This window comes from Sphaerisporangium rubeum (genome assembly GCF_014207705.1).
Classification (GTDB): Bacteria; Actinomycetota; Actinomycetes; order Streptosporangiales; family Streptosporangiaceae; genus Sphaerisporangium; species Sphaerisporangium rubeum.
On the sequence record NZ_JACHIU010000001.1, the window covers coordinates 6659903 to 6685597 of the forward strand.

Genomic DNA, 25695 nt, shown 5'->3' on the forward strand with positions numbered 1-25695 from the left:
CGCGGCTACCGGGGCAGGCGGGTGCAGCAGGTGGCCAGGTGGTCGTTGACCAGGCCGATGGCCTGCATCATCGCGTAGGCCGTGGTGGGGCCGACGAAGCGGAAGCCGTTGCGTTTGAGCTCTTTGCTCAAGGCGGTGGAGGCCGGGGTCGTGGCGGGGACGTCGGCCGGGGTGGCGGGGACCGGGGAGGCGGGGTCGGCGTACCGCCAGACCAGGTCCGACAGCCCTCCTGGCAGGGCCTCGGCGGCGCGCGCGTTGGCGACCGCGGCTTCGATCTTGGCCCGGTTGCGCACGATGCCGGGGTCGGCGAGCAGGCGTGCCACGTCGTCCTCGCCGAACGCCGCCACGGCCGTGATGGAGAAACCGGCGAACGCGGCGCGGAAGTTCTCCCGTTTGCGCAGGATCGTGAGCCACGACAGCCCTGACTGGAAGGCCTCCAGGGTCAGGCGTTCGTACACCTGGTCGTCCCCGCGCACCGGCCGCCCCCACTCCTCGTCGTGGTAGCGGACGTAGTCAGGCGACCCGTTCGCCCAGCCGCAGCGGACGACCTCGATTTCTCCCATGTCGGGTTACATCCTCGGTGAAGCTTCAGACTTCCCGAGACGCGGACCGCTCACCGGCCGGCACATCGGCCCCGTTCACGACCCGCTCCTCGGCCGGCATCCCGGCCTCCGGCGCGGCGGCGTCGCTCGACGACTCCGCCGCGGCGACACCACTCGACGGACCCGCCGCGGTGTCACCACCGCTCGAGGAATCGGCGTCGCCACCGCTTGAGGGACCCGCCGTGGCGTCATCGCCGCCGGAACGATCCGCCGCGATGTCACCGCTGGTGAAAAGCCCCCCGGAGACCTTCTCAGGCACCGTACCCGACGGCCGCGCGTCCTCCGGCACAGGCACCGGGGCCCACTCAGGACGTGGCTGCGACTCCTTGCGCGCCTGCACCCGGTCGGCCATCAGCTCGGCCAGCCGCTGCTCCAGGACCGCGATGCGCGTGTCGCGCTCCCCGAGTGCCGTGGCCGCGCGGTGCAGCGCCTCGTCCACGCTGGGGGTGTGGTAGCCCACAAGGCTCACCGGAAGCCGCAGCGCCATGACGTCCACAGCCGCGAGTTGCCCCGGCTCGGGCAGGTCCAAGGAAGGCACGTCGGGGACGAACTCCGCGAGTTCCCCGCCACGTCCCTGGGAGACCATCACCACGCAGTACAGCACCGCCAGCGCGGCGATCGCTATAAGGACCAGCACACACGAATCGTGCCACATCGCGGCCTTTGGTCGCGCGCGGTTGCCTCTCAAGGAAAGATCTCTGCCGACCCTGGCCACCGGAACCCTGCCTGCGGGGGTGTGCGAGCATCGGTGGTGTGGACGTGGTGAAGGTGGTCGGCTGGGACGAGGGTGGGGACGAGGCCTGGGTGGAGGGAGGGTCACCGGAGGAGGTCGAGCGGTTGGCCGGGGAGGGGAGGGTGGTGCTGGTGGTGTTGGAGGGGGATGTGTCCGGTCAGGTGGCGGCGGCTTCTGTTTACGGGTGGCTGGGGGCTCGGGTGTTCCGTACGGCGTTTCCCGAGGAGGTGCGTACGGCGCTGGACATGGTCGAGTCGCTGGCGGGGCGGCGGCCGCCGGCTGTTACGCGTCGGGGGCTCGCGTGAGGCGGAAGTGGTCTGACCGATTTGTGCTGAATGTGCAGATCGGAGCATAGGGTCGTGCCGCGATGCCGACATGACAGGGGTCGTTGACCTCATCGTGACCGCTTCCACCTGGGGCGGGAGGCGTTCGGTATGAGAAGTCCCTTTTGTGCCGGATGGGGGAAATCACCGGCGGGGGATTCGCCGACGACCCCGTGCGAAAACCTAAAACCAGAAGAGTTATGTTCCACTCCATATCTGGTCAGAGGTATTTCCTATAACGATCAGAACTTTCGTCGATGACGAATTGACAATTCGCCTATATCATCACGCCTCGTGGCTAAAGGTGATCTTTCGCGCCCGTCGCTGGCCGACGATCTGTACTTTGTCATGCATGACGACGTGACAGGCCGTCCACGGCTGCATCCCCGCCTCGCGGGGCTCGGTCTGGCCGCGGCCGTCGTCGGTGAACTGATGCTCGCCGAACGGGTCACCATCGAGCTGGCGTCCGGACAGGATCGCCTGTACGTGACGTCGCGGACGGCCACGGGTGATCCGCTCACGCAGAGCGTGCTCGACCAGGTCGTCGCGGAACCCCAGCATCCGGTGCTCACCTGGCTCGTGTTCTTCGCCAAGACGGTGCCGGCGGGGGTCACGGACCGGATGATCGCCGCGGGGCTGCTCAACCCGCCGTCGAAGAATCTCTTCAAGCAGCAACCTCCCGTCCCCGTGAGCACCAACACGGCCGCCTGGCCGCTCGCCCGTCTCAACCTCGCCGTACGGCAGAAGCAGCCGCCTGCCGCGCCGGACGACGTGCTGTACGGGCTCTTCGCCGCCACAGGCGGCGCGCAGCGGGCCCTGTGGGAGCACGACCCGGCGTTCGTGGCCGCCACGATCGCCACACTCCCTGTGCCGCTGCGCCGACTGATCGTCCAGACCGAGGTCGCCGTCGGCAAAGCCGTCATCAGCCGCCGGTGACCAAGCAGCCCTCTTCCCTCTCTCACGGAGTTCCGGATGCCCCTCACTGAACAGCGGCCGAGCGCCGTCTCCGCCGCACTGGCCAAGGACCGCTTAGGCGTCCCGTCGGTCGTCTTCTTCGTCGTGTCCGCCGCGGCGCCGCTGATGGTCGTCGCGGGGTCGGTCCCGACGGCGTACGCGGTGACGGGTGTCATCGGCGTGCCGTTCGCCTTCCTGATGCTCGGCGCGATCTTCGCGTTGTTCGCTGTCGGGTACGTCACGATGGCCCGGCATGTCGTGAACGCGGGTGCTTTCTACGCCTACGCCGCGCAGGGCCTCGGCAAGACGGCGGGTGTGGCGACGGCGTGGGTGGCGCTGCTGGCGTACAACGCGCTGCAACTCGGGCTCTACGGCATCATCGGGTCGGCCGCCGAGCCGCTGCTGAACGACTGGTTCGGCGCCTCACCCCCGTGGTGGGTGATCGCGTTGGTCGCGTGGGCCCTGACCGGTGTGCTCGGCCTGCTGCGCGTGGACATCAACGGCAGGATCCTTTCCGTGCTGCTGGTCAGCGAGATCGCCGTCGTGCTGCTCTTCGACCTCGGCGACCTGCTGAACGCCGCGCCGAGCGGCATCAGCTTCGAGGGCTTCACCCCGGGGTCGCTGTTCGTGCCGGGTGTCGGCGCCGCGCTCGCCACGGTCGTCGCGGGGTTCGCCGGCATCGAGTCGTCGGTGGTGTTCGCCGAGGAGTCCAAGGACCGCAGGCGCACCGTGCCGCTCGCCACCTACCTCGGCATCGCGATCATCGCGATCCTGTACTCGGTGTCCGCGTGGGCCCAGACCGTCCCGACGGGGCCGGACGGCATCGTGAAGGCGGCGACCGACGAGGGGCCGCTGCTGATCTTCAACCAGGCCGCCACCCACATGGGCTCGTTCGTCGCGACGCTCGGCTCGGTGCTGTTCGTGACCAGCAGCATCGCCTGCATGATCGCCTTCCACAACACCACGGCCCGCTACATCTTCGCGCTCGGCCGCGAGAGCGTGCTGCCCTCGGTCTTCGGCCGCACCTCGGCGCGCACCGCGGCCCCGATGACCGGCTCACTGCTGCAGACGGCGCTCGGCCTCATCGTGATCACCGTGTACGCCGTCAGCGGCCTCGACCCGGTCACGAAGCTGTTCTTCACGTTCGGCGCGTTCGGCGGCCTCGGCCTGCTCACCCTGCTCACCGTCACCTCGGTCGCGGTGATCGTGTACTTCTCCCGCAACCCCGCGGGTGAGACGACCTGGCGCACCCGCGTCGCGCCGGCGCTCTCGATCGTCGCGCTGAGCGTGATCATCGGCATGACGCTGATCAACTTCGACACGGTGCTCGGCGTGCCGTCCGACTCGGCCATCCGGTGGATCCTCCCCGGCATCTTCGTCGTCGCGATCGTCTTCGGCGTGATCTGGGCCCGGGTGCTGAAGTCGACACGGCCCGAGGTGTACGCCGGCATCGGCCTCGGGCCGCAGGCGGTCGGCGGAGGTGCCAAGTGATCGAGATCGTCCGCCTGGACGACCCCGTCCCCGCCGGCGAGATCATCGCGGACACCTTCAGCGGCGACGACATCAGCCGCTGGCTCATCCCGCCGGAGCACGAGCGGCTGCCGATCCAGCGGCGGTTCTTCACGATGTACACCACGCACGCCATGGAGCACGGCGAGGTGTACGGGATCCTGGAGGACGGCGAGCTGTCCGGCGCCGCGGTGTGGTTCGCCGCGCCGTTCCCGCCGATACCCGGCGAGGAGGAGGCCATCGCGGAGTTCGCCGGTGAGCACGCCGAGCGGTACGACGTGCTCGGCAAGGAGATGGAGAAGCTGCACCCGCACGACCCGCACCACTATCTGGCCTTCATCGCGCTGGTGCGGGGACGCACCGGCCGCGGGCTCGGCAGCATGCTGCTGGAGGATCGCCACAGGCGGCTGGACGACGACGGCGTCCCCGCCTACCTGGAGGCCAGCAGCGAGGCCAGCCGCCGTCTGTACCTGCGGCACGGCTACGTGGACATGCCGGTGCGGCTCCGGCTTCCCGACGGCCCGGTGATGTACCCCATGTGGCGGGACCCCGTCACCCGATGAGCGCGTCCCGGCCGTCCGGCAAGACGGCCGGGAACTCTCCCCGGTCAGCCCGCCGCGGACTCGCCGATCTCCTCGGGGGCCGGGGAGAGCACGCGCGCGGGGGCCTCCAGGTGGTCCATGGCCTCGTCGACGGTGGTGGTCCACGAGATCGCGTCGAAGACGTCGGCCCTGGTGAAGCCGGCGTCGTAGAGGTCGGTGACCAGGCCGCGCAGCGCCGTGTACAGGCCCCAGGGGTCCAGGATGACCAGCGGCTTGTCGTGCAGGCCGAGCACGCGGGACGTCCAGATCTCGAACAGCTCCTCCAGCGTGCCGATGCCGCCGGGAAGGACGAGGAACGCGTCGGAGCGCGCGTCCATCAGGCCCTTGCGCTCACGCATGTCCCCCGTGATGATCAGCTCGTCGGAGTCGGTGTCGGCGATCTCCATGTCCACCAGGGCCTGCGGCATGACGCCGACCGTGCGGCCACCCGCCGCTCTGGCGGCGCGGGTCACCGCACCCATGGTGGAGACCACGGCGCCGCCGCTGACCAGGGTGTGACCTCGCCTCGCGATCTCGGTGCCGACCTCGGCCGCCAGCTCCAGGTAGCGGTGGTCGATCCGCTGACTCGACGAGCAGAACACGCAGATAGCCAATGCCACCCGGCCACCTTATCCACCCGGATCAGACCGTCTCACCCTGGTTTCCCGGCACTCGTCCTGATGGCGGCCGATGAAGTGCCAGGAAAATCCGCCGCGGTGGCGACTGGCGGCAGATGATCGGATTCGGTACGGTCCAGCACGGCGGACGGCGTCCCGGCCGCCGCGACGACCCGAGCCCCCGCCTCCCTGGAACGACGTGTGACGCTGTGAACGCCACCTCTCCCGACACCGGTCGAGGACCGATGCCGCCGACCACCAGACGCGGGTTCTTCGCCGGCACCGGAGGCCTGCTCGCGGCCGGGCTCGCCACCGCGAGCGCGGCCGAGCCCGCGGCCGCCGCGGCCCGCGGACCGCTCAACTTCGTCCTGATCCTCGCCGACGACCTCGGCTGGGGTGAGATCGGCTGCTACGGACAGCGCAAGATCGTCACCCCGAACATCGACCGCCTCGCGGCCCGCGGCGTGCGGTTCACCGACGCGTACGCCGGGTCGTCGCTGTGCGCGCCGTCACGGTGCGCGCTGATGACGGGCCTGCACTCCGGCCACGGCACGGTGCGCGAGAACCCCGAAGGCGGGCCGCAGCGCTCGCTCGGCGCCGCCGACCTCACGTTCGCCGAGATCGCCAGGCTGGCCGGGTACCGCACGGCCTGCATCGGCAAGTGGGGGTTCGGTCCCGAGGAGCCGGGCCAGGTGTCGCACCCCAACGCGCGGGGCTTCGACGAGTTCTTCGGCTACATCACCCACGCGCACGCGCACCAGTACTGGCCCGCCTATCTGTGGCACAACCAGGAGAAGGTCACCTTCGGCCGCGCTCAGTACGCGCCTGACGTGCTGCGCGACCGGGCCGTCGAGTTCATCGAGGAGTCGGCGGGCCATCCCTTCCTGCTGCACTTCGCGACCAATCTGCCGCACTCCCCCAGCGAGATCCCCGGCGACGCCGGCCGGTACGCGCACGAGCCGTGGACCCGTTCCAACCGCCGCCACGCCGCACAGGTGACGCGCATGGACGCGCACGTCGCCGACATCGTGCGCGCCTTGGAGGAGGCCGGGGTGGCCGACCGCACCGTGGTGCTGTTCACCGCCGACAACGGGCCGCACCACGAGAAGGGTGTGACCCCGGAGGTCTTCAACTCCAACGGGCCGTTCCGCGGCGTCAAGCGCCAGCTCTACGAAGGCGGCATCCGGGTGCCGATGGTCGCCTGGGCCCCGTTCCTCAGCCCGAAGGTCGTCCACGACCCGGTGGCGCTGTGGGACATCCTGCCGACGGTCGCGGAGATCGCGCGGGTCCCCGTCCCCGCCGGCCTGGACGGCAGGTCGTTCCTCGGCCTGCTGACCGGGGGGAACCACAAGCGGCACGACCACCTGGTGTGGAACCGGCCGCGCAAGATGCAGGCCGTCAGGCGCGGCCACTGGAAGATGATCCGCTTCGCGCCGGAGATCGCGGGAGCCGGTCCCGAGGGCCGGGTCGAGCTGTACGACCTGCGCGACGACCGCGGGGAGCGCCACGACGTCTCGGTCACACACCCGGACCGCGTCATCGAGCTGAACGACCTGCTCGACGCCTCCATCGGCCCCGACCCCCGCCTGCCGTACGGCCTCACGGCCTACGAGGAGGGGGCCGAGGTGGAGGTGACCTTGATGAACGGCTCCGCCAGGCCCTGGCGCGACGTCCGCCTGAGCCTCGACGCCGGCGGCCGCCGCAGCACCCGCAAGGGTGGCCGCGCCGAGGTGCTGGAACCCGGGGAGTCCCTCACGGCGACGTTCACGCTCACCGGGGAGAGTGAGGAGGGGCCGCTCGCGGGCCGGGCCAGGTTCACCGTGGACGGCCGCACGGTGCGCTTCCACGCCAAGGCCGGCGGACGGCCCGCCGGTGACGGCGGCCATCCGCCGGCGGCCGGCGGGTTCGCGCTGTAGCGGCGGTCACCCTCGGCGAGCCGGTCGGCGTGGCGGGTCAGGCCTTGGCGAGCCAGTCGCGGTAGCGGGTGGCGGCGATGACCGCGCCGGCCGGAGCGGTGAGGACGTCCCCCTTGACCTCGGCGAACATGCCGGCGGTGTCGTCGGCGACGACGGTGCGGCCGTCACCCTTGGCCGCGAGGGTGATCCTGCCGAGTTCGTCGAGCGTGAAGACCTCCGGGCCGCCGACGTCGCGCACGCCGTTCAGCGGGTCACCGGCGGCGACCTCGGCGACGGCGGCGGCGACGTCCGCGGCGGCGATCGGCTGGATCGGGGTGCGCGGCAGGCGGACGGTCGTCCCGTCGGAGGTCCACGACAGGACGGCGTCCACGAACTCCATGAACTGCGTGGCGCGCACGATCGAGTACGGCACGGGCCCGGCCCGCAGCACGTCCTCCTGGAGCACCTTGGCCCGGTAGTACACCAGGTCCGGCACCTGGTCGACGCCGACGATCGACAGGACGACGAAGTGACCGACGCCGGCCTTGGCGCTCGCGGCGAGGAGGTTGTCCATCGAGGTCTGGAAGAAGGCCGGGGAGGCGTCGTCGAACGTCGGCGAGTTGGTGAGGTTGACGACGACGTCCGCACCCGCCACCGCGTCGTCCACACCCGCGCCGGTGACGACGTCCACACCTGTGGACAGCGCGTGCGGCACGGCCTCGTGGCCCGCGGCCGTGAGGTCGCGCACCACCCGCGAGCCGATCAGGCCGGTCCCGCCGATTACCGCGATCTTCATGATGGTCCCTCTCCGTCGATGTCGTCTCTTCACCACCCACCATACTCGGACAAGTTTTGTCCGAGTTACCGGGGTGCGGATAATGGCAGGGTGAAGATGTCAGGAGGCGTGGAGTGGGCCCTGCACTGCTGCGTGGTGCTCACGTCCGTCGCGGAACCGGTGCCGGCGGCCCGGCTCGCCGAGTTCCACGACGTGTCGCCGACCTACCTGGCCAAGCAGCTCCAGGCCCTCGCCAGAGCGGGCCTCGTGGCGTCCGTGCAGGGCAAGTCCGGCGGCTACGTCCTGACGCGTCCCCCGGAGACGATCACTCTGCTCGACGTCGTCGAAGCCGTGGACGGCCTCGGCCCGGCCTTCGTGTGCACCGAGATCCGTCAGCGCGGCCCGTTCGCCACCCCCGCCGAGGCCTGCACCACCCCGTGTCCCATCTCCCGCGCCATGGCCGAGGCCGAGTCGGCCCGCCGCGCCGCGCTGCGCGCCACGACCATCGCCGACCTGGCCGCACAGGTCGAGATCACCAGCGGCCCCGGCACCCTCGGCCGCGTCGGCACCTGGCTCGGCAGCTCTCCCACGTGACGGCAGCCGTGCGGGTGCTTCAGGTCGCGAGACCCCGGCGGTAGGCGTAGACCACGGCCTGCACGCGGTCGCGCAGGTCGAGTTTGGTGAGGATGCGCGACACGTAGGTCTTGACGGTCTCGTGGCTGATGACCAGGGTCGCGGCGATCTCGTTGTTGGACAGGCCGTCGGCGATGAGGCGCAGCACCTCGAGCTCGCGCGGCGTGAGCGGTACGTCGGCGGGGTCGCCGTCGGCGGGACGTATCCGTGCGGCGTACCTGCCGACGAGCTGCCGAGTCACCTCCGGGGCCAGCAGCGCGGCGCCGGTGGCGACGGTCCTGACGCCGTGCAGGAGCTGCGGCGCCGGCGCGTCCTTGAGCAGGAAACCGCTGGCGCCGGCGCGCAGCGCCTCGTAGACGTACTCGTCGAGGTTGAACGTCGTCACCACGAGGACCTTCACGGGGTCGGCCACACCGGCGCCGGCGAGCAGGCGGGTCGCCTTGATGCCGTCGAGCACCGGCATCCGCACGTCCATCACGACCACGTCGGGACGCAGCCGTCCCGCGAGCTCGACCGCGGCCTTGCCGTCCCCGCACTCCCCCACGACCTCCATGTCGGGCTGCGCGTCGATGATGGTCGCGAAACCGGTGCGGATCAGGGCCTGGTCGTCGCAGACCAGCACCCGGATCGGCACCCCGATCGGCACTCCGGTCGGCGCGGTCACGCGGCGCTCGCCACCGGGATGCGGGCCCGCACCACGAAGCCGCCGCCGGGCCGCCGGTCCGCGCTGAACTCGCCGCCGAGCACCTCGACCCGTTCCCGCAGCCCGATGAGACCGCGACCGCTTCCGCCAGGTGAGGCGGCGAGCGACCCCGGGCCCTCGGTGCCGACCTCCACGGTGATCTCGGTGGCGCGGTGCCGCACGTGGACCTCGGTACGGCTGCCGTGCGCGTACTTGAGCGCGTTCGTCAGGGCCTCCTGCACGACACGGTACGCCGTGGCCTCGGCGCCGCCGGTCGTCTCCCGTGGGCTGCCTTCCTCCGACAGCTCCACCGGCTGGCCGGCCAGACGGGTCTGCTCCACGAGCTCGCGCAACTCGCCGGTCCGCGATGTCACCGGCCCGGGGCCATGGCCGGGGTCGAGCAGGTCGAGCAGGTGACGCAGGTCAGTGATGGCTCGCCTCCCGGTGTCGGTGACGGCGGTCAGGCTCTGGTCCAGGCGCTCGGGGGCCGCGGTCAGGTAGCGCGCGGCCTCGGCCTGCACGACCATCGCCGTCACGTGGTGGGTCACGACGTCGTGCAGTTCGCGTGCGATGCGGGTGCGCTCGGCGGCGCGGGTGGCCTCGGCGACGTGGCGGCGGCGCTCGGCCTCGGCGGCCCGTGCGGTCCGCAGCCACGCGCCGGCCCCCCACGCGACCGCAAGCACCAGGTAGAACGTCGCGAACCCGGCCAGGTCCTCGGGGGACCCGAGCCGGTTGAGCGTGACCGCCAGCAGCACGTACGCCGCGGACAGGACGACCGCGACCTCGCGCCGGTGACGTTCCAGGTGGGCCCCCGCGCTCAGCAGCGCGACGGCCAGCGCGGCGCCGGAGAACGTGTGGTACGTGAGAAGCTGGTCGGCGGCGAAACCGGCCGACACCAGCGCGAGACAGGCGGCGGGCCACCGGCGGCGTACGGCCAGCGGCAGGCACTCAAGCGCGACGACGGCCAAGGTCAGCGTGTCGAACGGCCGGTCCGGCAGGTCGCCGAGCTGCGTCCCCTGCTCCTGGAACGCCGGCACGAACGACAGGACGGCGAGCAGGAGCGCGACGGGGAGATCCCGGACCGTGACGTCGTATCCCCGCCAAAGGTCCGGGACGCGCCGGAAGCCGATCACGGGACGAGGGTAGCGTCACGGCCGGTGGCGCCGGAACGGCCGCGGCGGGGGACGATGGTGCCGCGCCTGCGGGCCAGCCGCATGAACAGGGCCGTCAGCACCAGGCCGGCGATCACCGTCACCACGCTCGCCTCCGGCCCGAAGGCGCCGCCGCTCAGCGCCACCGGCCCCGACGTCACGGCGTCGAGCAGCCCGTCCGACCCGCTCTTACCCGACACGTCGGCCCCGAAGATCGCGGCCCCGCTGTAGTTCCACGCGAAGTGCAGCCCGATCGGCAGCCAGAGCGTGCGGGTGGCGGCGTACGCCGCGGCGAGCATCCAGCCGGCCTCGATGCCGATGGCGAGCGCACCCCACAGGCTGGAGTGCGGGTTGACCAGGTGCACCATGCCGAACACCAGGCCGGTCAGCACCAGCGCGACCCACGTGCCGACGCGTTCTTCGACGATGCGGAACAGCACGCCGCGGAACATCAGCTCTTCGGTCACGGCCGCCGCGGCCATGACCCCGATCAGCGCCACCGGCCCCGCCACGGACCCGAACCCGGTCACGTGGTAGCCGCCGAACGCGGCGATCAGCCCGATGACCACCGTGAACATCCCCGCACCGAGCAGCACCCCTCTGCCGAGGGCCGCCCCGGCCCCCGTCCTCGCGACCTCCACCGGCTCACGCCGCTCGGTGCGCCGCACCACCCACGCGTACGCCAGGACCGCGAGCACCGCCGTCGCGCCGCCGAGGACCAGCGCCGGCCAGGCGACCCCCCGCACCGCGCCGACCAGCTGACCCCCGATGAAGGCCACCACCGCGACGGCCCCGAGCTGCTTCAACAGCCGCATGACGACTCCTTGTGCGTTCCCCGCGGCCGTGTGCCGCGCCGTGCCGAGAACGCTATGGATGCGAGGCACCCCTGATCGTCACCGCGCGGTGGACACCTCCGGGTAGCTCGCATGGGGGACGAGCCGGCGGGAACCCGCGACCGGAATCAGAACCGTGTCGAGAATCCACGCCGATGTTAGCGGTCACATTCAGGGTTATTCCGCTTTGCAGGAGAAGGCACGAATCGAGGGAAAGAACGAGCGGAGGTCTGTTCCCGGCAGCCCGTGGCCACCAGCATCCAGACCTCCGCCCGAGACGTCTCACCCGATCGCTGTGCCGAGCCGGATGGCCGGGATCACGTGCGCAGGGTCCATCGCTGGTTGGCCTGACCGTTGCAGGACCACAGGATGAGTTTCGTGCCGTTGGCCGTGCCCGCGGCGTTGGCGTCGAGACACAGCCCGGACTGCACGCCGGTGATGGTGCCGTTGGAGTTGACGTTCCACTGCTGGTTGGACTGGCCGTTGCAGTCCCAGATGATCACCTGGGTGCCGTTGGCGGTGCCCTGACCGTTGGCGTCCAGGCACTTGTTGCCGTACACCTGGAGCTGCCTGCCGGAGGTGCTGGTCCAGCGCTGGTTGGTGCCGCTCCCGCAGTCCCAGATCTGTACCTGGGTGCCGTTGGTGGTGCTGGAGTTCGGCACCTCGACGCACCGGCCGGACTGGCCCCCCACGATCTGGACACCCTGCTGCGGTGTGCCGCCTCCCGACGGCGCGTACCCGGCGGCGGCGATGTTGGCCTGCACGGCGTCCTCGGTGGCGGCCGTCGGATAGCCGGAGGTCAGCACCCCCTCGAAGAAGGTGCCGCGGCCGGAGACGCTGTTGTCGCCGCCGATGCCGAGCAGGATGGCTCCTTCCTTCTTCATCGGGTGGTAGCCGTTCGGACGCCGTCCGTCGTAGTAGGTCGTCAGGCCACCCGACTGCGCGTTGCCACCCCTGATCGCCCAGTGGTTCGACTCGCCCTTGACGACGGCGGTGACGAAGCGGTGGTTGATGGAGGCGATGTTGTTGTAGCCCGCGTTCACCCCGGAGAACAGGCCCCACTCCAGATCCGCCATGATCCAGGGGCCGGCTCCGGCCCCGTAGCCCCATTGCTTGTTGGCGCCGAAGTAGACCGTCTCCATGATGGCGGGAGCGTCGGCCTGGCCGTCGGTCTGCGCGTTGCCGTAGTCGAAGCAGCACCACTGGTTGTAGTGCGTGCCGTCCACGACGGCGTAGATGCCCTCGGGCTGGTCACCGGTCGCCACACCGTTGGTGTTGTTGTTGCGGTACCCGGTGCCGGGCTCCACGCGGACGCCGTACGCCTTCTGGCCGCCGATGGTGATCGGCGCCGCCTTGGCGTCGGCGAGGTTGTCCCATCCGCCGGCGGCCGGGCCCTTCCAGTAGCCCGGAGGCGCCTGGGTGAGCCGGTTGTTGCGGCCGGTCTGGTCGTAGAGAATGGTGATCACGCAGTTCGTGCCGGCACAGAACGAGTCCTGCGTGGCGGCGTTGACGACTCCGCCGGCGCTCAGCACGCCGATGTCCCGGGTGGTGTTGTCGGAGGACCGGCGCACCTGGTACAGCGGGCCGTTGTACGCCCCGAACAGCGCACGGGTCGTGCTGTGCGCCGCCACACACGGCGTACCGCCTGCCGCGTAGATGTCACACGGCTGCGAGGCGGCGGCTCGTGCCGTGCCGCCGCCGACCAGGCAGGTGGCGGCGAGCAACGCGCTCGCCCCGGCCGTGAGCACTCTTCTCAGGCTCCGGAAGAACATCATGCCTTCTCTCGATCAGGAATCGTGATCGGACGGCACAGGAACAAGGGCCCGGTGAATGTTAGCGCTAACATTCACTTTCGTCCGACACCGATTTACGGTTGGCAGTACGCGGAGTCAAATGAATGAGGGTCCCGGCGTCAAGAACGCGGATCTGATCTCTCGGACGTCCGGGTGCCCCCGGTGCGCCGCCTGGGCTGTTGTCGTGACGCGTTCCGCCCCCGGGACGCGATGCCGTGGAACTTTCACTCCGGCGCTAGCGTGGCGTGGCCGTGCTCGCCCGGACCACCAGCGTGGTCGCCAGCTCCACCCGGTGGTCGGCCGGTGCGCGGCCGCCGGCGGCGGCCATGACCATCTCGGCGGCGACGGCACCCATCCTGGCCAGCGGCTGCCGCACGGTCGTCATCGGAGGGTCCGCCCACTGGGCCAGCGGCAGATCGTCGAACCCGACGACGCTGAGGTCGCCGGGGACCCGGAGCCCGCGCCGCTGCGCGGCCTGGTAGACCCCGAGGGCCTGCAGGTCGTTGGCGGCGAACACGGCGGTCGGCGGATCCGGCAGCGCGAGCAACGCCTCCGCCTCGGTCCGGCCTCCTTCGACGTAGAGCGGCGCCGTACGCAGGAGCGCCGGATCGGCCGGGACGCCGGCCACGTCCAGGGCCGCGCGGTGGCCGTCCACCCGGGCCCGGCAGCACATCAAGGTGTCCGGGCCGTTGACCATGGCGATCCTGCGGTGACCGAGCTCCAGCAGGTGGCGCGTGGCGGTCAGGCCGCCGTTCCAGTTGGTGGCTCCGACCGAGGGCACCCGGTGGTCGGGCTCGCCACGCGGGTCCAAGGCGATCAGCGGGATGGACCTGCTGGCGAGCCGTACCTGCTGGCGTTCGCTGAGGTCGGCGGAAACGGCGATCACCCCCGCCGGACGCCGGGCCAGCACCTGGTCGATCCAGCCGCCGTGCGGGGAACGCCGTCCCCGCATGTCGATGAGGGCCACGACCATGCCGCGGGCCTGGACCACCTCGTCGATGCCGCGGATGATCTCCAGGGCCCACAGGCTGTCCAGGGACTGGAAGAGGACCTCCACGACCACGCCGGCCCCCGCGGTCTCCGGCCTGCGCCAGCCGTGCTCCCTGACGAGGTCCTCGATCCGGCGCCGCGTCCCCGTCGACACCCCGGGATGACCGTTGATCACCTTGGACACGGTGGGGGGAGAGACACCCGCCAGCCTCGCGATGTGCGCCAGCGTCACGGCCTGCCGAGCGGACGGTCCCGGCGGCGGATCGTCGGGGGTACGGGTCACGCGAAGATTCTACGGACCACCAGGAAACGTTCGTGAAAAGTGCAGAATCTTACCGTGAATCATCGCGGTTGAACTGCGGAAACGTCGTTCCATTTCCGCCGGTGCTGTTCCTGTCCCGGTCCCGGGTCCACGATGGCGAACCTTGAAGCGCACAGCAGAAGGGACCCGCCGTGCAAGGATCACACCGGACGGTGCTGCCGCGAGCCGCGTTGGCGCTGCTCGTCGGAGCGGTGTCGTTCGTCATGGTCACCGGGACGGGGATGGCGCGCGCCGCGCGGCCGCCGCTCGGTCAGAACATCAAGGTCAACCAGGTCGCCTACGCACCCACCGCCGCCAAACAGGCCACCGTGGTGAGCGGTTCCGGCTCGCCCCTCACGTGGAACCTCCTGGACGGCGCCGACCAGGTGGTGGCGAGCGGGACCACGACCGTCGTCGGCGCCGACGCGCCGTCCGGGGACAACGCTCACAAGATCGACTTCTCCTCCTACACCGGATCCGGCAGCAACTACGTGCTGACCGTGAACGGTGAGTCCAGTCACCCGTTCGACATCGGCACCGACGCCTGGCGCAAGCTCCCCTACGACGCGCTGGCGTTCTTCTACCACCAGCGCAGCGGCATCGCGATCACCGCGCAGTACGCGGGAGGCAGCCAGTACGCGCGCGCGGCGGGCCACCTCAACGTCTCCCCCAACCAGGGTGACAACAACGTGGCCTGCCGCAGCAGCTGCGGCTACTCGCTCGACGTGCGCGGCGGCTGGTACGACGCCGGCGACCACGGCAAGTATGTGATCAACGGCGGCATGTCCGCCTGGCAGCTCGTCAACGTCTACGAACGGGCCAAGAACATCCCGGGTGCCGACATCTCGGCCTTCGGCGACGGCACCATGTCCATCCCGGAGCGCGGCAACGGTGTGCCCGACATCCTGGACGAGGCGCGCTGGGAACTCGACTTCATGATGAAGATGCAGGTCCCCGACGGCCGTCCGCTGGCCGGCATGGCCCACCACAAGATCCACGACCAGAACTGGACCGGGCTGCCGCTGCTGCCGGCTCAGGATCCGCAGACCCGGCTGCTGTCGGCCCCCAGCACCGCCGCGACGCTGAATCTCGCCGCCGCCGCCGCGCAGTGCGCGCGGGTGTGGACCGGCATCGACTCGGCCTTCGCCACGCGCTGCCTCACGGCGGCGGAGAAGGCGTACGCCGCGGCCAAGGCCAACCCGTCGCGGTTCGCCCCCACCTCCGACGACGTCGGCGGCGGCTCCTACTCCGACAACAAGGTGACCGACGAGTTCTACTGGGCCGCCGCGGAGCTGTACGCCACCACCGGGAAGCAGACCTACCGCACCGACCTCACCTCGTCGTCGCTGTACTACGGCAGGAGCTTCACCACCGAAGGCGCGCAGTGGGGGGAGGTCGGCAGCTTGGGTGACATCACGCTGGCCCTGGTCCCGAACGGCCTGACGTCCTCCATCGGCCAGCAGTTGCGCGGCGCGTTCGTCTCCAACGCCGACAACCTGCTGAACATCATGCGCGGCCAGGCGTACCCGGTGCCGTTCCAGCCACCCGGTGGCGGCTACATCTGGGGCTCCAACAACCTGATCCTCAACAACGCCGTGCTGCTCGCCCTCGCCTACGACTTCACCCAGGCCGAACGGTTCCGCACCGGCGTGTTCGAGACGATGGCGTACGAGCTCGGCCGCAACCCCCTCGGCTACTCCTACGTCACCCAGTACGGCGACAAGCCGTCGCGCAACGTCCACCACCGCTTCTGGGCCAACCAGCTGAACTCCTCCCTCCCCATCGCACCCCCCGGAGCCCTGGCCGGCGGACCCAACAGCGGCCTGCAGGACCCCGTGGCCCAGCAACGTCTCAGCGGATGCCGTCCCCAGAAGTGCTACCTGGACGACATCGACGCCTGGTCGGTCAACGAGGTGGCCGTCAACTGGAACGCCGTACTGGTCTGGGTGAGCGCCTGGACAAGGGAAAAGGCAGGCGGCACCGGCCCCACCCCGACTCCCACCCCCACCCCCACCCCCACACCGACCCCCACCCCCACGCCGACACCGACACCGACACCGACACCGACACCGACACCGACACCGACACCGACACCGACTCCCACCCCGACACCCACCCCGACACCGACTCCCACCCCCACGCCGACACCCACGCCGACCCCCACCCCCACAGCCGGTAAGGCGTGTTCCGCCACCTACAACATCAACAACCAGTGGCCGACCGGCTTCGGGGCCGATGTCACGGTACGGAACACCGGCACCACCCCCATCACCGGGTGGACCGTCACCTGGACGTTCCCGTCCGGCCAGCGGATCACTCAGCTCTGGAGCGCCTCCTACAGTTCCTCCGGCGCCGGTGTGACCGCGACCAACCTCTCCTGGAACGGAACGCTGGCTGCCAACGCCACGACATCGTTCGGCTTCAACGGTTCGTGGTCGGGGACCAACGCCGTCCCCTCACCGGTGACCTGCACCCCGGCCTGAGCCGGCCGCACCCCACGGCCTCACGGGACGACACCGTGAGGCCGTGGAATCACGGCGCCGGGTCTCGGACCTGGAGTCCGTCGCCGCCTCGGCCCACCCTGGCCCGCACGGAGCGCCGGATCGCCCTGGCCGGAACGATCCGAAGCACACCGTCAGGACTTCGCCTCTTGTTCGGCGGCGGCCTGGACGCGGGCCTCGACGACGGCCTGTTCCGCTCGGCGGCGGCCGTCCACGATGTGGCGCACGGCTTCCTCGGGGTCGTCGGTGACGTGGAGCAGCTTGGGGTCGTGCGGCGAGATCATGCCGTTGGCCAGCAGGGTCTCGTTGATCCAGTTGATCAGGGGACGCCAGAACTCGGTGCCGATGAGGACGATGGGGAACTGGGTGACCTTGCCGGTCTGCACCAGGGTCACGGCCTCGAACAGTTCGTCGAGGGTGCCGAAGCCGCCGGGGAGGACGACGAAGGCGTCGGCGTACTTGACGAACATGGTCTTGCGGACGAAGAAATAGCGGAACTCGATGCCGAGGTCCACATAATCGTTCAGTCTCTGCTCGAAGGGGAGCTCGATGCCGAGGCCCACCGAGATGCCGCCTGCTTCGCGTGCGCCTTTGTTGGCGGCCTCCATGCAGCCGGGGCCGCCGCCGGTGATGACGGCGAAGCCGGCCTTGACGAGGGAGCGGCCGAGCTGGACGCCGAGTTCGTAGTCGGGGGTGCCGGCGGGGGTGCGGGCCGAGCCGAAGACGGTCACGGCGGGAGGGAGCTCGGCGAGCTGGCCGAAGCCCTCGACGAACTCGGCCTGGATGCGCAGGACGCGCCAGGGGTCCATGTGGAGCCACTCGGTGGAGCCGCGTTGGTCGAGCAGGCGCGCGTCATAGGTGGACTGGGGGAGGAACTTGCCGCGGACCAGGGCGGGGCCCTGGCGGCGCTCCTCACGTGTACTTTCGGTCATGCCGCTCACGCTAACGGGCCGGGACGACGCGCGGGACGCCCGTAGGTTGCCCGGCCCATGAAAGAATCTTGAAAAATCCGCGAAGAACCGGGGAACCGGATCTCCGGTAGGCCACGTCTAAGTGACGAGGGTGCTGCTCGGGACTGAAAGTGGCTTTCCCCGCCAAATGGCCGGCGAGGAAAGCCACTTTCTTTTGTGCCGTCCTGCGTGGCGCCACATGAGCGATATGAGGGACACACAGCCCGTTCAGGTGGTTTTGGGCCCCCTGGACCGCTCAGCCGGCCAGCCAGCGCAGCATGCGCCGCTCGCAGTCCACGATCGTGTCGAGCGTCACGTACTCCCCCTGCTGGTGCGCCAGGTGCGGGTTCCCCGGGCCGTAGTTGACGGCGGGGACGCCGAGGCGGGAGAACAGCGACACGTCGGTCCAGCCGAGCTTGGCACGGGGCTCGCCGCCGATCATCTCGGCGAAGGCCGCGGCGACCGGGTGGGTGAGGCCGGGCCTCGCGCCGGGGGCTCCGTCGGTGAACCGCACGGTGTGGCCGGCGAACAGGTCGCTGATGTGCGCCTGCGCCTCCTCCAGGGAACGGTCGGGTGCGAAGCGGTAGTTCACCGTGACCACGCACTCGTCGGGGACGACGTTCCCCGCCACCCCACCGCGTATCCCGACGGCGTTCAGGCCCTCGTGGTACGCGAGCCCGTCCACGACCGGTTCCCTCGGCCGGTAGGCGTTCAACGTCTCCAGCACCGCGGCCGCGGCGTGGACGGCGTTGACGCCGAGCCAGGACCGCGCGCTGTGCGCGCGGCGGCCGGTGGTGACGATTTCCGCGCGCAGCGTGCCCTGGCAGCCGCCTTCGATCTCGCCGTCGGTGGGCTCCATCAGCACGGCGAAGTCACCGGCCAGCAACTCGGGCCTCGTGCGGCTCAGCCGGCCGAGGCCGTTGCGTGCGGCCTCGATCTCCTCGCACTCGTAGAACACGTACGACACGTCGCGGGCCGGCCGCTCCACCGTGGCGGCGAGCTTGAGCGCGACCGCGACGCCGCTCTTCATGTCCGAGGTGCCGCAGCCGTACAGCAGACCGTCCTCGACGCGCGACGGCAGGTTGCCGGCGACCGGCACGGTGTCGATGTGGCCGGCGATCACGACCCGCTCGGCGTGGCCGGCCTCGGTGCGCGCCACGACCGCGTCGCCGTCCCGCACGACCGTCAGGTGGGGAAGCGGCGCGAGGGCCGCCTCGATCATGTCCGCGAGGGCCTTCTCGCCGCCGCTGACCGACTCGACGTCCACCAGGGCCGCCGTCAGGTCCCTGACGTCGGCGGACAGGTCGAGCGGCGCGGCGTCAGGCATTGACGCCGTGCCTGCGCAGCACGTCGTTCAGCTCGGACTTGCTGTGGCGCTGTCCCGGCTCGAGGCGCTTGAGCACCAGCACGCACGGCAGGCCGAAGGTGCCGCCGGGGAACTCCCGCTGCCGGGTGCCGCCGACCGCCACGCACCAGTCGGGGATGTGGCCGCGGCTGATCTCCTCGCCGGTCTCCACGTCGATGACCGGCACCGAGGCCGACAGGATCGTGCCGGCGCCGACCACCGAGCCCTTGCCGACCCGTGCGCCTTCGACGATCATCGCGCGGCTGCCGATCATCGCCTCGTCCTCGACGACCACCGGCACGGCGTTCGGCGGCTCGAGCACGCCGCCGATGCCGACGCCGCCGGACAGGTGGACGTTCCTGCCGATCTGCGCGCAGGAACCCACGGTGGCCCAGGTGTCCACCATGGTGCCGCTGGCGACGTACGCGCCGATGTTGGTGAACGACGGCATGAGCACCACGCCGGGTGCGAGGTGCGCACCCCAGCGCGCGATGGCACCCGGCACCACACGCACCCCGTCCAGGGTGGTCTTCAGCGGCACGCGGTCGTGGTGGCGGAAGTCGCCGACCTGGCTCTCGGCCATGCCGAGCACGCGGAAGGCGAGCAGGATGGCGCGCTTGGCGCGCTCGTCCACGACCACCTCACCGGTGGCGTCGTCCACGAAGGCGACCCGGGCCTGGCCGGTGTCCAGCATGTCGACCGCGCCGACGACGACGTCACGCGCCTCGGTGTCGGCCGGCGACAGCTCGTCGCGGCGCTTCCACAGGTCCTCTACGGCGGCGGGAAGGGGGCTCTCGAAGGTCTCGCTCATGGAACGGGAGCTTAGTGCCGCACACACACCGCGATCGGGCCGGTAGGTTCTTGTGCGTGGCACGGCGTTTCTCACGAGCGGTTCTGACGATCATCGCGATAGTTGTCGTGCTCAGCGTGGCAATATTTTTCGGCATTTATCACCTTTTGAACAGAGCGAAGCCTTTCGCCCTCGGTGAGCACTGCCAGGTGACCACCGCACTCGGCACCCTCGACCTGGACATCGAGCAGGCCCAGATCTCCGCCACCATCGCCGCGGTGGCCGCGCGCCGCAAGCTGCCGGAGCGTGCCGTGCAGATCGCGTACGTCACCGCGATCCAGGAGTCCAAGCTGCTCAACCTGACGTGGGGCGACCGCGACTCGGTCGGCGTCTTCCAGCAGCGGCCCTCGCAGGGGTGGGGCACCGTGGAGCAGCTCCAGGACCCGGTGTACGCGACGAACAAGTTCTTCTCCGCGCTGGTCAAGGTCAAGCGCTACCTGAAGCTGCCGCTGCACGACGCCGCACAGGCCGTGCAGCGCTCGGCGGACGGCTCGGCGTACGCGCAGCACGAGACCGACGCGCGCATCCTCGCCGACGCGTTCACCGGCAAGGTGCCGAAGGCCGTGCACTGCTGGTACCCGCCGCCGGACAAACCGGTCGCGTTCGAGGCGGCCAAGGCGCGCAAGGAGCTCGGCAGGGCCCTCGGCGGCGGCGCGCCGCAGAGCAACCAGATCGACGCGGCGTCCCAGCGCAGAGGCTGGCTCATCGCCGCCTGGTCGGTGGCCCACGCGCAGAAGTACGGCCTCCACCAGGTGCGCTACGCCGGCGTCTCCTGGACCGCCACCGCCGGCCACGACGGCTGGCTCGCCGACGCCAAGGCCGGCGCCGGCCAGGTCGTCATCGCCTGAGTCTTCTGACGAGCCCGCGGCACCGGGCCGGACGCCGAGGCGCCGGGCCGCGGTCAGATCGTGACGACGACCTTGCCGGGGACGGACCCGCGTACGGGCCGGCCGCCTTGACCGGCCTCGAAGTCCTGCGCGGCGGTCAGGTCAGGCGGTCCACCTTGATGGACCCCGGGGCCAGCGGCTGCGCGTGCGCCGCCGTCCACGCCTGGCCCTGCACGCGGTTGAAGGTCAGCAAGCGGCCGTCGCCGGCACGGTAGTCGGCGAAGTCGATGAGGCCGCGCTCGGGGTACCCCGTCGTTCCCTCGGAGCGGAACGCCGCCGTGCCGCGCTCGATGGGGAAGAACTCGACCCCCTGCATGATCAGCATGCTCTTGGCCGGCACCATGCCCTCGGTCGGCACCGGTGTCCACAAGTGGACCTCCAGGTGCGACAGCTCGCCGTGCGCGTCACCCCGCTCGCGGACCGAGAGCCACTGGTAGTGGCGCATGCCTTCCTCAAGCAGGTACTCGACCCACTGGTCACCCTGCCACGACAGGTGGAGCGCGCCGATGACCCTGGCGCGCACGCCGCGCCGGTCCACCGTGTCGCCGACCTTGATGGTGCGCGGATCGAGGTAGTCGGGGTCCACGTGGGGAGCGGCCTCGGGCTGGACCGGTTCAGCGAACGACGGAGCCGCGTCGCGAGCCGCACGGGCCCCGCGTTCGGTACGCCGCGTGCCAAGGTAGGTGCCCAGCACGACGACCAGGATGGCTGCGCTCACGGCGAGCACGACCGCAACGGTCATGCCGCGGGATATTACTGGAGCCGGAGCACCGCCGCATTGATCCTCTCGTCACTCGCGGTCATCGCGACACGAATGTGAGAAGCGCCGGCCGGTCCGTAGAAATCACCGGGGGCCACGAGGATGCCGAGATCGGCCAGCGCGCCGGCCTGCTCCCAGCACGGACGGCCGTCGGTGGCCCACAGGTAGAGCCCCGCCGTCGAGTGCTCGACGCGCCAGCCGGCCTTCTCCAGCGCCGGACGCACCAGCGCGCGCCGCGCGGCGTACCGCTCGCGCTGCTCGGCCGCGTGGGTGTCGTCGTCGAGCACGGCGGCCATCGCGGCCTGCACCGGCTCCGGCACGATCATGCCGGCGTGCTTGCGTACTTCGAGCAGCCGCGCGACCAGCGCGGGGTCGCCGGTGACGAAACCGGCGCGGTACCCGGCGAGGTTGGAGCGCTTGGACAGCGAGTGCACCGCGAGCAGCCCCTCGTGGGAGCCGCCGCAGACGTCGGGGTGGAGGATCGAGACCGGCTGGTCCTCCCAGCCGAGCTCGATGTAGCACTCGTCGGACGCCACCACGGCGCCGTGCTCGCGGGCCCAGTCGACCACCTTGCGCAGGTGCTCAGGCGGCAGCACCCGGCCGGTGGGGTTGGACGGGGAGTTCACCCACACCAGCGGCACCCGCTCGGGGCCGAGCGCGAGCAGCCCGTCGGCGGCGTACGGCGTGGCGCCGGCCAGCCGCGCGCCGACGTCGTAGGTGGGGTAGGCGAGCGTGGGGTGGACCACGCGGTCACCGGGGCCCACGCCGAGCAGCGTCGGCAGCCACGCGACCAGCTCCTTGGAGCCGATCGTGGGGAGCACGGCCTCGGGGCCGACGCTCACGCCGTGGCGGCGCGCCAGCCAGCCGGCGGCCGCCTCGCGCAGGCGCGGCGTGCCGTACGTCAGGGGGTACCCCGGGCTGTCGGCCGCGCCGGCGAGCGCCTCGCGCGCGACGGCGGGAACCGGGTCCACGGGGGTGCCGACGGACAGGTCGACGATGCCGCCGGGGTGCGCCTTGGCGCGTTCCTTGTACGACGCCAGGCGGTCCCACGGGAAGTCCGGCAGGCCGATCACCGCATCACTCCTGAGTTGCGAACACTCCAGCCGCACCGGCCCCGCGGCACGTCACAGCGCGCTTCACGGGGCATGGCACAGGCATGGACGGGTGGTACCGCGACCTGAGTCACGGTACCTGTGGCACCACGTGCGAAGCGCGAGGTGGTCAGTGTGCCTCCGCCTGCGGCGGCAGCGCCGCCACGATCGGGTGGTCACGCTCGATCTTGCCGACCTTCGACGCACCACCCGGCGAGCCCAGCTCCTCGAAGAACTCCACGTTGGCCTTGTAGAAGTCCTTCCACTGGTCCGGCGTGTCGTCCTCGTAGAAGATCGCCTCGACCGGGCAGACGGGCTCGCACGCGCCGCAGTCCACACACTCGTCTGGGTGGATGTAGAGCATGCGGTTGCCCTCGTAGATGCAATCGACGGGGCACTCTTCGATGCACGCCTTGTCCAGCACATCCACGCAAGGCTGCGCGATGACGTAGGTCACCTCGGACTCCTTCTTTTCCGCATGACGACGACCGCGGGTTGCTAGACCTAGTATTGCCGCGTGGGCCACGTGTCCGAAACGGAGGGGGGCAAAGCCGTTGACTGCGCGTTTCGCGGGCAGGCTGGTCATCGCGGTCACCCCGTCCGACATCGGCCGTCGTGTCACGATCCGGCGTGCCGATACCGGGGGTTTCCGTGACACCGTAGGGGTGCTCGTCTCCTGGGAGCACGGGGTGCTCCGGGTGCGCAGGCGCGACGGCGAGCTGGTCGAGATCTCCGAGACGTCCGTGGTGGCCGGCAAGGTCGTCCCCGACGCGCCGGGCCGCGCGCGCTGATCCCCGGCTCCCCGCAACGACCCGGCAGGCGCCGGCCCAACACCGGTCAAAGCCCCGCGTGCCTCCTCGACCCACGCCGATGTGACGCCGAGTATTCGATACGTGACCACACGTGCCGCATCCGCAGTCTGTCTCATGCTCCTCGCCGCCGCCGTGGCCGCGTGCTCGTCCTCACCGGCCGAGCCGAAGCGGGAGCAGCCGATCGACCCCCGCGCCACCGGGCTCGCCGAGGGGTTCGGCACGATGGACCGCCTCGTGGAGGCGGCGCGGCGCGAAGGCGCGCTGAACCTCGTCGGCGTGCCGCGCGACTGGGTGAACTTCGGCGCCGTGATGGACCGCTTCACCGGCCACTACGGCATCAGGATCAACGTGGCCGAGCCCAAGGCGAGCAGCCACAGGGAGATCGAGATCGCCAAGGCCGCGCGGCCGCAGGACGCGCCGGACGTGTTCGACCTCGGCCTGGACGTGGCCGCCGCCAACGCCGAGCGGTTCGCGCCGTACCGCGTCGCCGCGTGGCAGGACGTGCCGGACGGCGTCAAGGACCTCGGCGGCCGGTGGTACGGCGCGTACGGCGGCTACATGTCCATCGGCTACGACCCGCGCAAGGTGAAGGAGCCGCGCACCTTCGCCGACCTGCTGCGGCCGGGGTACGCCGTCGCGCTGGCCGGCGACCCGCTTCGTACCGCCGCCGCGTTCCACGGCGTGATGGCGGCCTCGCTGCGTAACGGCACGCCGGAGGCGAAACGCGGCGTCGAGCTGTTCGCGCGGCTGAAGAAGTCAGGCGCGTTCAGCAAGCCGTCCAAGGCCAACACGCTGGTCGACTGGGACTACGTGAACGCCGCCAAGGCCGCGCAGACCGCCGGCGACGACAGACCGGCCTGGAAGGTCGTGGTCCCCAAGGACGCGGCGCTGGCGTCCTACTACGTGCAGGCGATCAACAAGAAGGCCCCGCACCCCGCGGCGGCCCGCCTGTGGGAGGAGTTCCTGTTCGGCGACGAGGCGCAGAACCTGCTGCTGAAGGGCTTCGCGCGTCCCGTGCGCATGGAGGCGCTGGAGATGAAGGGAGCGCTCGACCGCCAGGCCGCGGCCCGGATGCCTGCCGTCCCCGGCCGGCCGGTGATGCTCACGATCCCGCAGTACGACGCCGGCCGGACGTACCTGAAGTCCACCTGGGCCACCGCCGTGGGCTGAGTCCGCACGCTCGCGAACGGGCCAGAGCAACCATCGCGACCGATGTGTGGCCCGGACATCGAAGCCTTAAAGTGTCTCTACCCATAAGGACCCGTGAGGACCGGTAAGGACACGGACAAGCGATGTCGGAGAATGCGAGCTGATGGCCGTGCGATACGACACGCCGAGTTTGATGCGGTGGAACGCTCGCGCCTACGACAGCTCCTTCGGCTACGTCTCGGCGCACGGCGCGCCGCTGATCGAACTGCTGGATCCCCAGCCAGGTGAGCGCATCCTCGACCTCGGCTGCGGCACGGGGGTGCTCACCGCGGACATCGCGGCACGGGGCACGACGGTCCTCGGCATGGACGGCTCGGCCGCGATGATCGAGGTCGCGCTGCGGCACCATCCGGGGCTGGACTTCATCGTGGGGGACGGCGCCAACTTCCGGCTGCTCGACACCTACGACGCGGTGTTCTCCAACGCGGCGCTGCACTGGATGGGCCGCGACCCCGACGCGGTGATCCGCTGTGTGCGCACGGCGCTCGCGCCTGGGGGCCGGTTCGTGGCCGAGATGGGTGGCGCCGGCAACTGCGCCGCGCTGACGTCGGCGATGATGACCGCGTGGCGTGAGCACGGCCTGCGCGAGCCCGACCTGCCGTGGTACTTCCCGACCCCCGCCGAGTACGCCACACGGCTGGAGAAGTGCGGTTTCACGGTGCGGCTGCTCGAGTACTTCGACCGGCCGACCCCGCTCGACGAGTGCCAGAACGGCGCGGCCGACTGGGTGCGCATGTTCGCGGGACACCTGCTGGACGATGTGCCGGCCGAGACGGTGGAGCCGCTGCTGCGGCGGGTCAACGAGCTGGCGGCCCCCGCGCTGCGCCGGGAGTCGGGGTGGGTCGCCGACTACGTGCGGTTGCGCTTCGCCGCCGTACGAGCGTAACGGCGCCGACGATCGTGCGGTTTGCCAGACTA

At 70.7% G+C, this 25695-nt stretch carries 26 protein-coding genes; 11 read left to right on the plus strand and 15 right to left on the minus strand.

The annotated features are described in order from the left end of the window. Nucleotides 1-5 precede the first annotated feature (5 nt). On the minus strand, nt 6-563 hold the full coding sequence (locus tag BJ992_RS28120; protein ID WP_184986082.1) for a DNA-3-methyladenine glycosylase I: 558 nt from the start codon (nt 561-563) through the stop codon (nt 6-8). A gap of 25 nt (nt 564-588) precedes the next feature. Beyond that, on the minus strand, nt 589-1239 hold the full coding sequence (locus BJ992_RS28125) for a hypothetical protein (RefSeq protein ID WP_184986084.1): 651 nt from the start codon (nt 1237-1239) through the stop codon (nt 589-591). Nucleotides 1240-1355: 116 nt separating this feature from the next. Here BJ992_RS28125 and BJ992_RS28130 point away from each other — a divergent pair, with 116 nt between their 5' ends. From BJ992_RS28130 to BJ992_RS28145, 4 genes are all read left to right on the plus strand, one after another. Then, nucleotides 1356-1640: a hypothetical protein gene (locus tag BJ992_RS28130; RefSeq protein WP_221475014.1), complete on the plus strand. Its 285-nt coding sequence runs from the start codon at nt 1356-1358 to the stop codon at nt 1638-1640. Nucleotides 1641-1952: 312 nt separating this feature from the next. Continuing rightward, nucleotides 1953-2594, plus strand: coding sequence for a GOLPH3/VPS74 family protein (locus tag BJ992_RS28135; RefSeq protein ID WP_343072897.1), 642 nt, complete (start codon nt 1953-1955; stop codon nt 2592-2594). Between the two features lie 36 nt (nt 2595-2630). Next, complete coding sequence (locus BJ992_RS28140) at nt 2631-4103, plus strand: APC family permease (protein WP_184986088.1); 1473 nt, start codon at nt 2631-2633, stop codon at nt 4101-4103. Further along, nucleotides 4100-4684, plus strand: a complete 585-nt coding sequence (locus tag BJ992_RS28145) for a GNAT family N-acetyltransferase (RefSeq protein WP_184986090.1) — start codon at nt 4100-4102, stop codon at nt 4682-4684. The genes BJ992_RS28140 and BJ992_RS28145 overlap by 4 nt, the downstream gene beginning before the upstream one ends. A gap of 44 nt (nt 4685-4728) precedes the next feature. Here BJ992_RS28145 and BJ992_RS28150 read toward each other — a convergent pair whose 3' ends face one another. Continuing rightward, nucleotides 4729-5322: an LOG family protein gene (locus BJ992_RS28150; protein ID WP_425503709.1), complete on the minus strand. Its 594-nt coding sequence runs from the start codon at nt 5320-5322 to the stop codon at nt 4729-4731. 242 nt (nt 5323-5564) lie between these two features. Between BJ992_RS28150 and BJ992_RS28155 the strand changes: the two genes are divergently transcribed. After that, entirely contained in the window at nt 5565-7235 is a 1671-nt protein-coding gene (locus BJ992_RS28155; protein ID WP_184986092.1) for a sulfatase-like hydrolase/transferase, read from the plus strand. A gap of 37 nt (nt 7236-7272) precedes the next feature. Here the strand turns inward: BJ992_RS28155 and BJ992_RS28160 are convergent, their stop codons facing one another. Then, nucleotides 7273-8010 (minus strand): SDR family oxidoreductase, encoded by a 738-nt coding sequence (locus BJ992_RS28160; RefSeq protein ID WP_184986094.1) that lies wholly within the window; start codon nt 8008-8010, stop codon nt 7273-7275. A gap of 96 nt (nt 8011-8106) precedes the next feature. On the opposite strand from BJ992_RS28160, the gene BJ992_RS28165 reads away from it, so the two are divergent. Continuing rightward, the gene (locus tag BJ992_RS28165) at nt 8107-8583 is read left to right on the plus strand and encodes an RrF2 family transcriptional regulator (RefSeq protein WP_184989189.1); all 477 of its coding nucleotides are present in this window, start codon (nt 8107-8109) and stop codon (nt 8581-8583) included. Between the two features lie 19 nt (nt 8584-8602). Here BJ992_RS28165 and BJ992_RS28170 read toward each other — a convergent pair whose 3' ends face one another. The 5 genes from BJ992_RS28170 to BJ992_RS28190 form a co-directional block, all read right to left on the minus strand. Beyond that, on the minus strand, nt 8603-9262 hold the full coding sequence (locus BJ992_RS28170; RefSeq protein WP_184989191.1) for a response regulator: 660 nt from the start codon (nt 9260-9262) through the stop codon (nt 8603-8605). Between the two features lie 20 nt (nt 9263-9282). Continuing rightward, nucleotides 9283-10437 carry a histidine kinase gene (locus BJ992_RS28175; RefSeq protein ID WP_184986096.1) on the minus strand — a complete coding sequence of 385 codons (1155 nt, stop codon included), beginning with the start codon at nt 10435-10437 and terminating at the stop codon, nt 9283-9285. Further along, complete coding sequence (locus tag BJ992_RS28180) at nt 10434-11270, minus strand: CPBP family intramembrane glutamic endopeptidase (RefSeq protein WP_184986098.1); 837 nt, start codon at nt 11268-11270, stop codon at nt 10434-10436. Before BJ992_RS28180 ends, BJ992_RS28175 begins: the two co-directional genes overlap by 4 nt. A gap of 335 nt (nt 11271-11605) precedes the next feature. Then, the gene (locus BJ992_RS28185) at nt 11606-13063 is read right to left on the minus strand and encodes an arabinofuranosidase catalytic domain-containing protein (RefSeq protein WP_184986100.1); all 1458 of its coding nucleotides are present in this window, start codon (nt 13061-13063) and stop codon (nt 11606-11608) included. Between the two features lie 253 nt (nt 13064-13316). Next, nucleotides 13317-14354, minus strand: a complete 1038-nt coding sequence (locus tag BJ992_RS28190; protein WP_343072898.1) for a LacI family DNA-binding transcriptional regulator — start codon at nt 14352-14354, stop codon at nt 13317-13319. Nucleotides 14355-14545: 191 nt separating this feature from the next. Between BJ992_RS28190 and BJ992_RS28195 the strand changes: the two genes are divergently transcribed. Continuing rightward, nucleotides 14546-16855, plus strand: a complete 2310-nt coding sequence (locus BJ992_RS28195) for a glycoside hydrolase family 9 protein (RefSeq protein ID WP_221475015.1) — start codon at nt 14546-14548, stop codon at nt 16853-16855. Between the two features lie 152 nt (nt 16856-17007). On the opposite strand, the gene BJ992_RS28200 is transcribed toward BJ992_RS28195, so the two are convergent. From BJ992_RS28200 to BJ992_RS28210, 3 genes are all read right to left on the minus strand, one after another. After that, nucleotides 17008-17805, minus strand: coding sequence for an LOG family protein (locus BJ992_RS28200; RefSeq protein ID WP_184986102.1), 798 nt, complete (start codon nt 17803-17805; stop codon nt 17008-17010). Between the two features lie 274 nt (nt 17806-18079). Then, nucleotides 18080-19150, minus strand: coding sequence for a succinyl-diaminopimelate desuccinylase (gene dapE / locus BJ992_RS28205; protein WP_184986104.1), 1071 nt, complete (start codon nt 19148-19150; stop codon nt 18080-18082). Further along, nucleotides 19143-19979, minus strand: a complete 837-nt coding sequence (locus BJ992_RS28210) for a 2,3,4,5-tetrahydropyridine-2,6-dicarboxylate N-succinyltransferase (RefSeq protein ID WP_184986107.1) — start codon at nt 19977-19979, stop codon at nt 19143-19145. Before BJ992_RS28210 ends, dapE begins: the two co-directional genes overlap by 8 nt. Nucleotides 19980-20167: 188 nt before the next feature. On the opposite strand from BJ992_RS28210, the gene BJ992_RS28215 reads away from it, so the two are divergent. After that, nucleotides 20168-20866 (plus strand): hypothetical protein, encoded by a 699-nt coding sequence (locus BJ992_RS28215; RefSeq protein WP_343072899.1) that lies wholly within the window; start codon nt 20168-20170, stop codon nt 20864-20866. 136 nt (nt 20867-21002) lie between these two features. Here BJ992_RS28215 and BJ992_RS28220 read toward each other — a convergent pair whose 3' ends face one another. The 3 genes from BJ992_RS28220 to fdxA form a co-directional block, all read right to left on the minus strand. Beyond that, nucleotides 21003-21647: a DUF4178 domain-containing protein gene (locus tag BJ992_RS28220; RefSeq protein ID WP_184986109.1), complete on the minus strand. Its 645-nt coding sequence runs from the start codon at nt 21645-21647 to the stop codon at nt 21003-21005. Between the two features lie 11 nt (nt 21648-21658). Further along, nucleotides 21659-22738, minus strand: coding sequence for a succinyldiaminopimelate transaminase (dapC, locus tag BJ992_RS28225; RefSeq protein ID WP_184986111.1), 1080 nt, complete (start codon nt 22736-22738; stop codon nt 21659-21661). Between the two features lie 148 nt (nt 22739-22886). Further along, nucleotides 22887-23213: a ferredoxin gene (gene fdxA / locus BJ992_RS28230; protein ID WP_184986113.1), complete on the minus strand. Its 327-nt coding sequence runs from the start codon at nt 23211-23213 to the stop codon at nt 22887-22889. 97 nt (nt 23214-23310) lie between these two features. Between fdxA and BJ992_RS28235 the strand changes: the two genes are divergently transcribed. The 3 genes from BJ992_RS28235 (at nt 23311) to BJ992_RS28245 (ending at nt 25663) form a co-directional block, all read left to right on the plus strand. Continuing rightward, nucleotides 23311-23547 (plus strand): hypothetical protein, encoded by a 237-nt coding sequence (locus BJ992_RS28235; protein ID WP_184986115.1) that lies wholly within the window; start codon nt 23311-23313, stop codon nt 23545-23547. Between the two features lie 102 nt (nt 23548-23649). After that, nucleotides 23650-24738 (plus strand): ABC transporter substrate-binding protein, encoded by a 1089-nt coding sequence (locus BJ992_RS28240; protein WP_343072900.1) that lies wholly within the window; start codon nt 23650-23652, stop codon nt 24736-24738. A gap of 142 nt (nt 24739-24880) precedes the next feature. Then, complete coding sequence (locus tag BJ992_RS28245; protein WP_184986118.1) at nt 24881-25663, plus strand: class I SAM-dependent methyltransferase; 783 nt, start codon at nt 24881-24883, stop codon at nt 25661-25663. Nucleotides 25664-25695 lie beyond the last annotated feature (32 nt).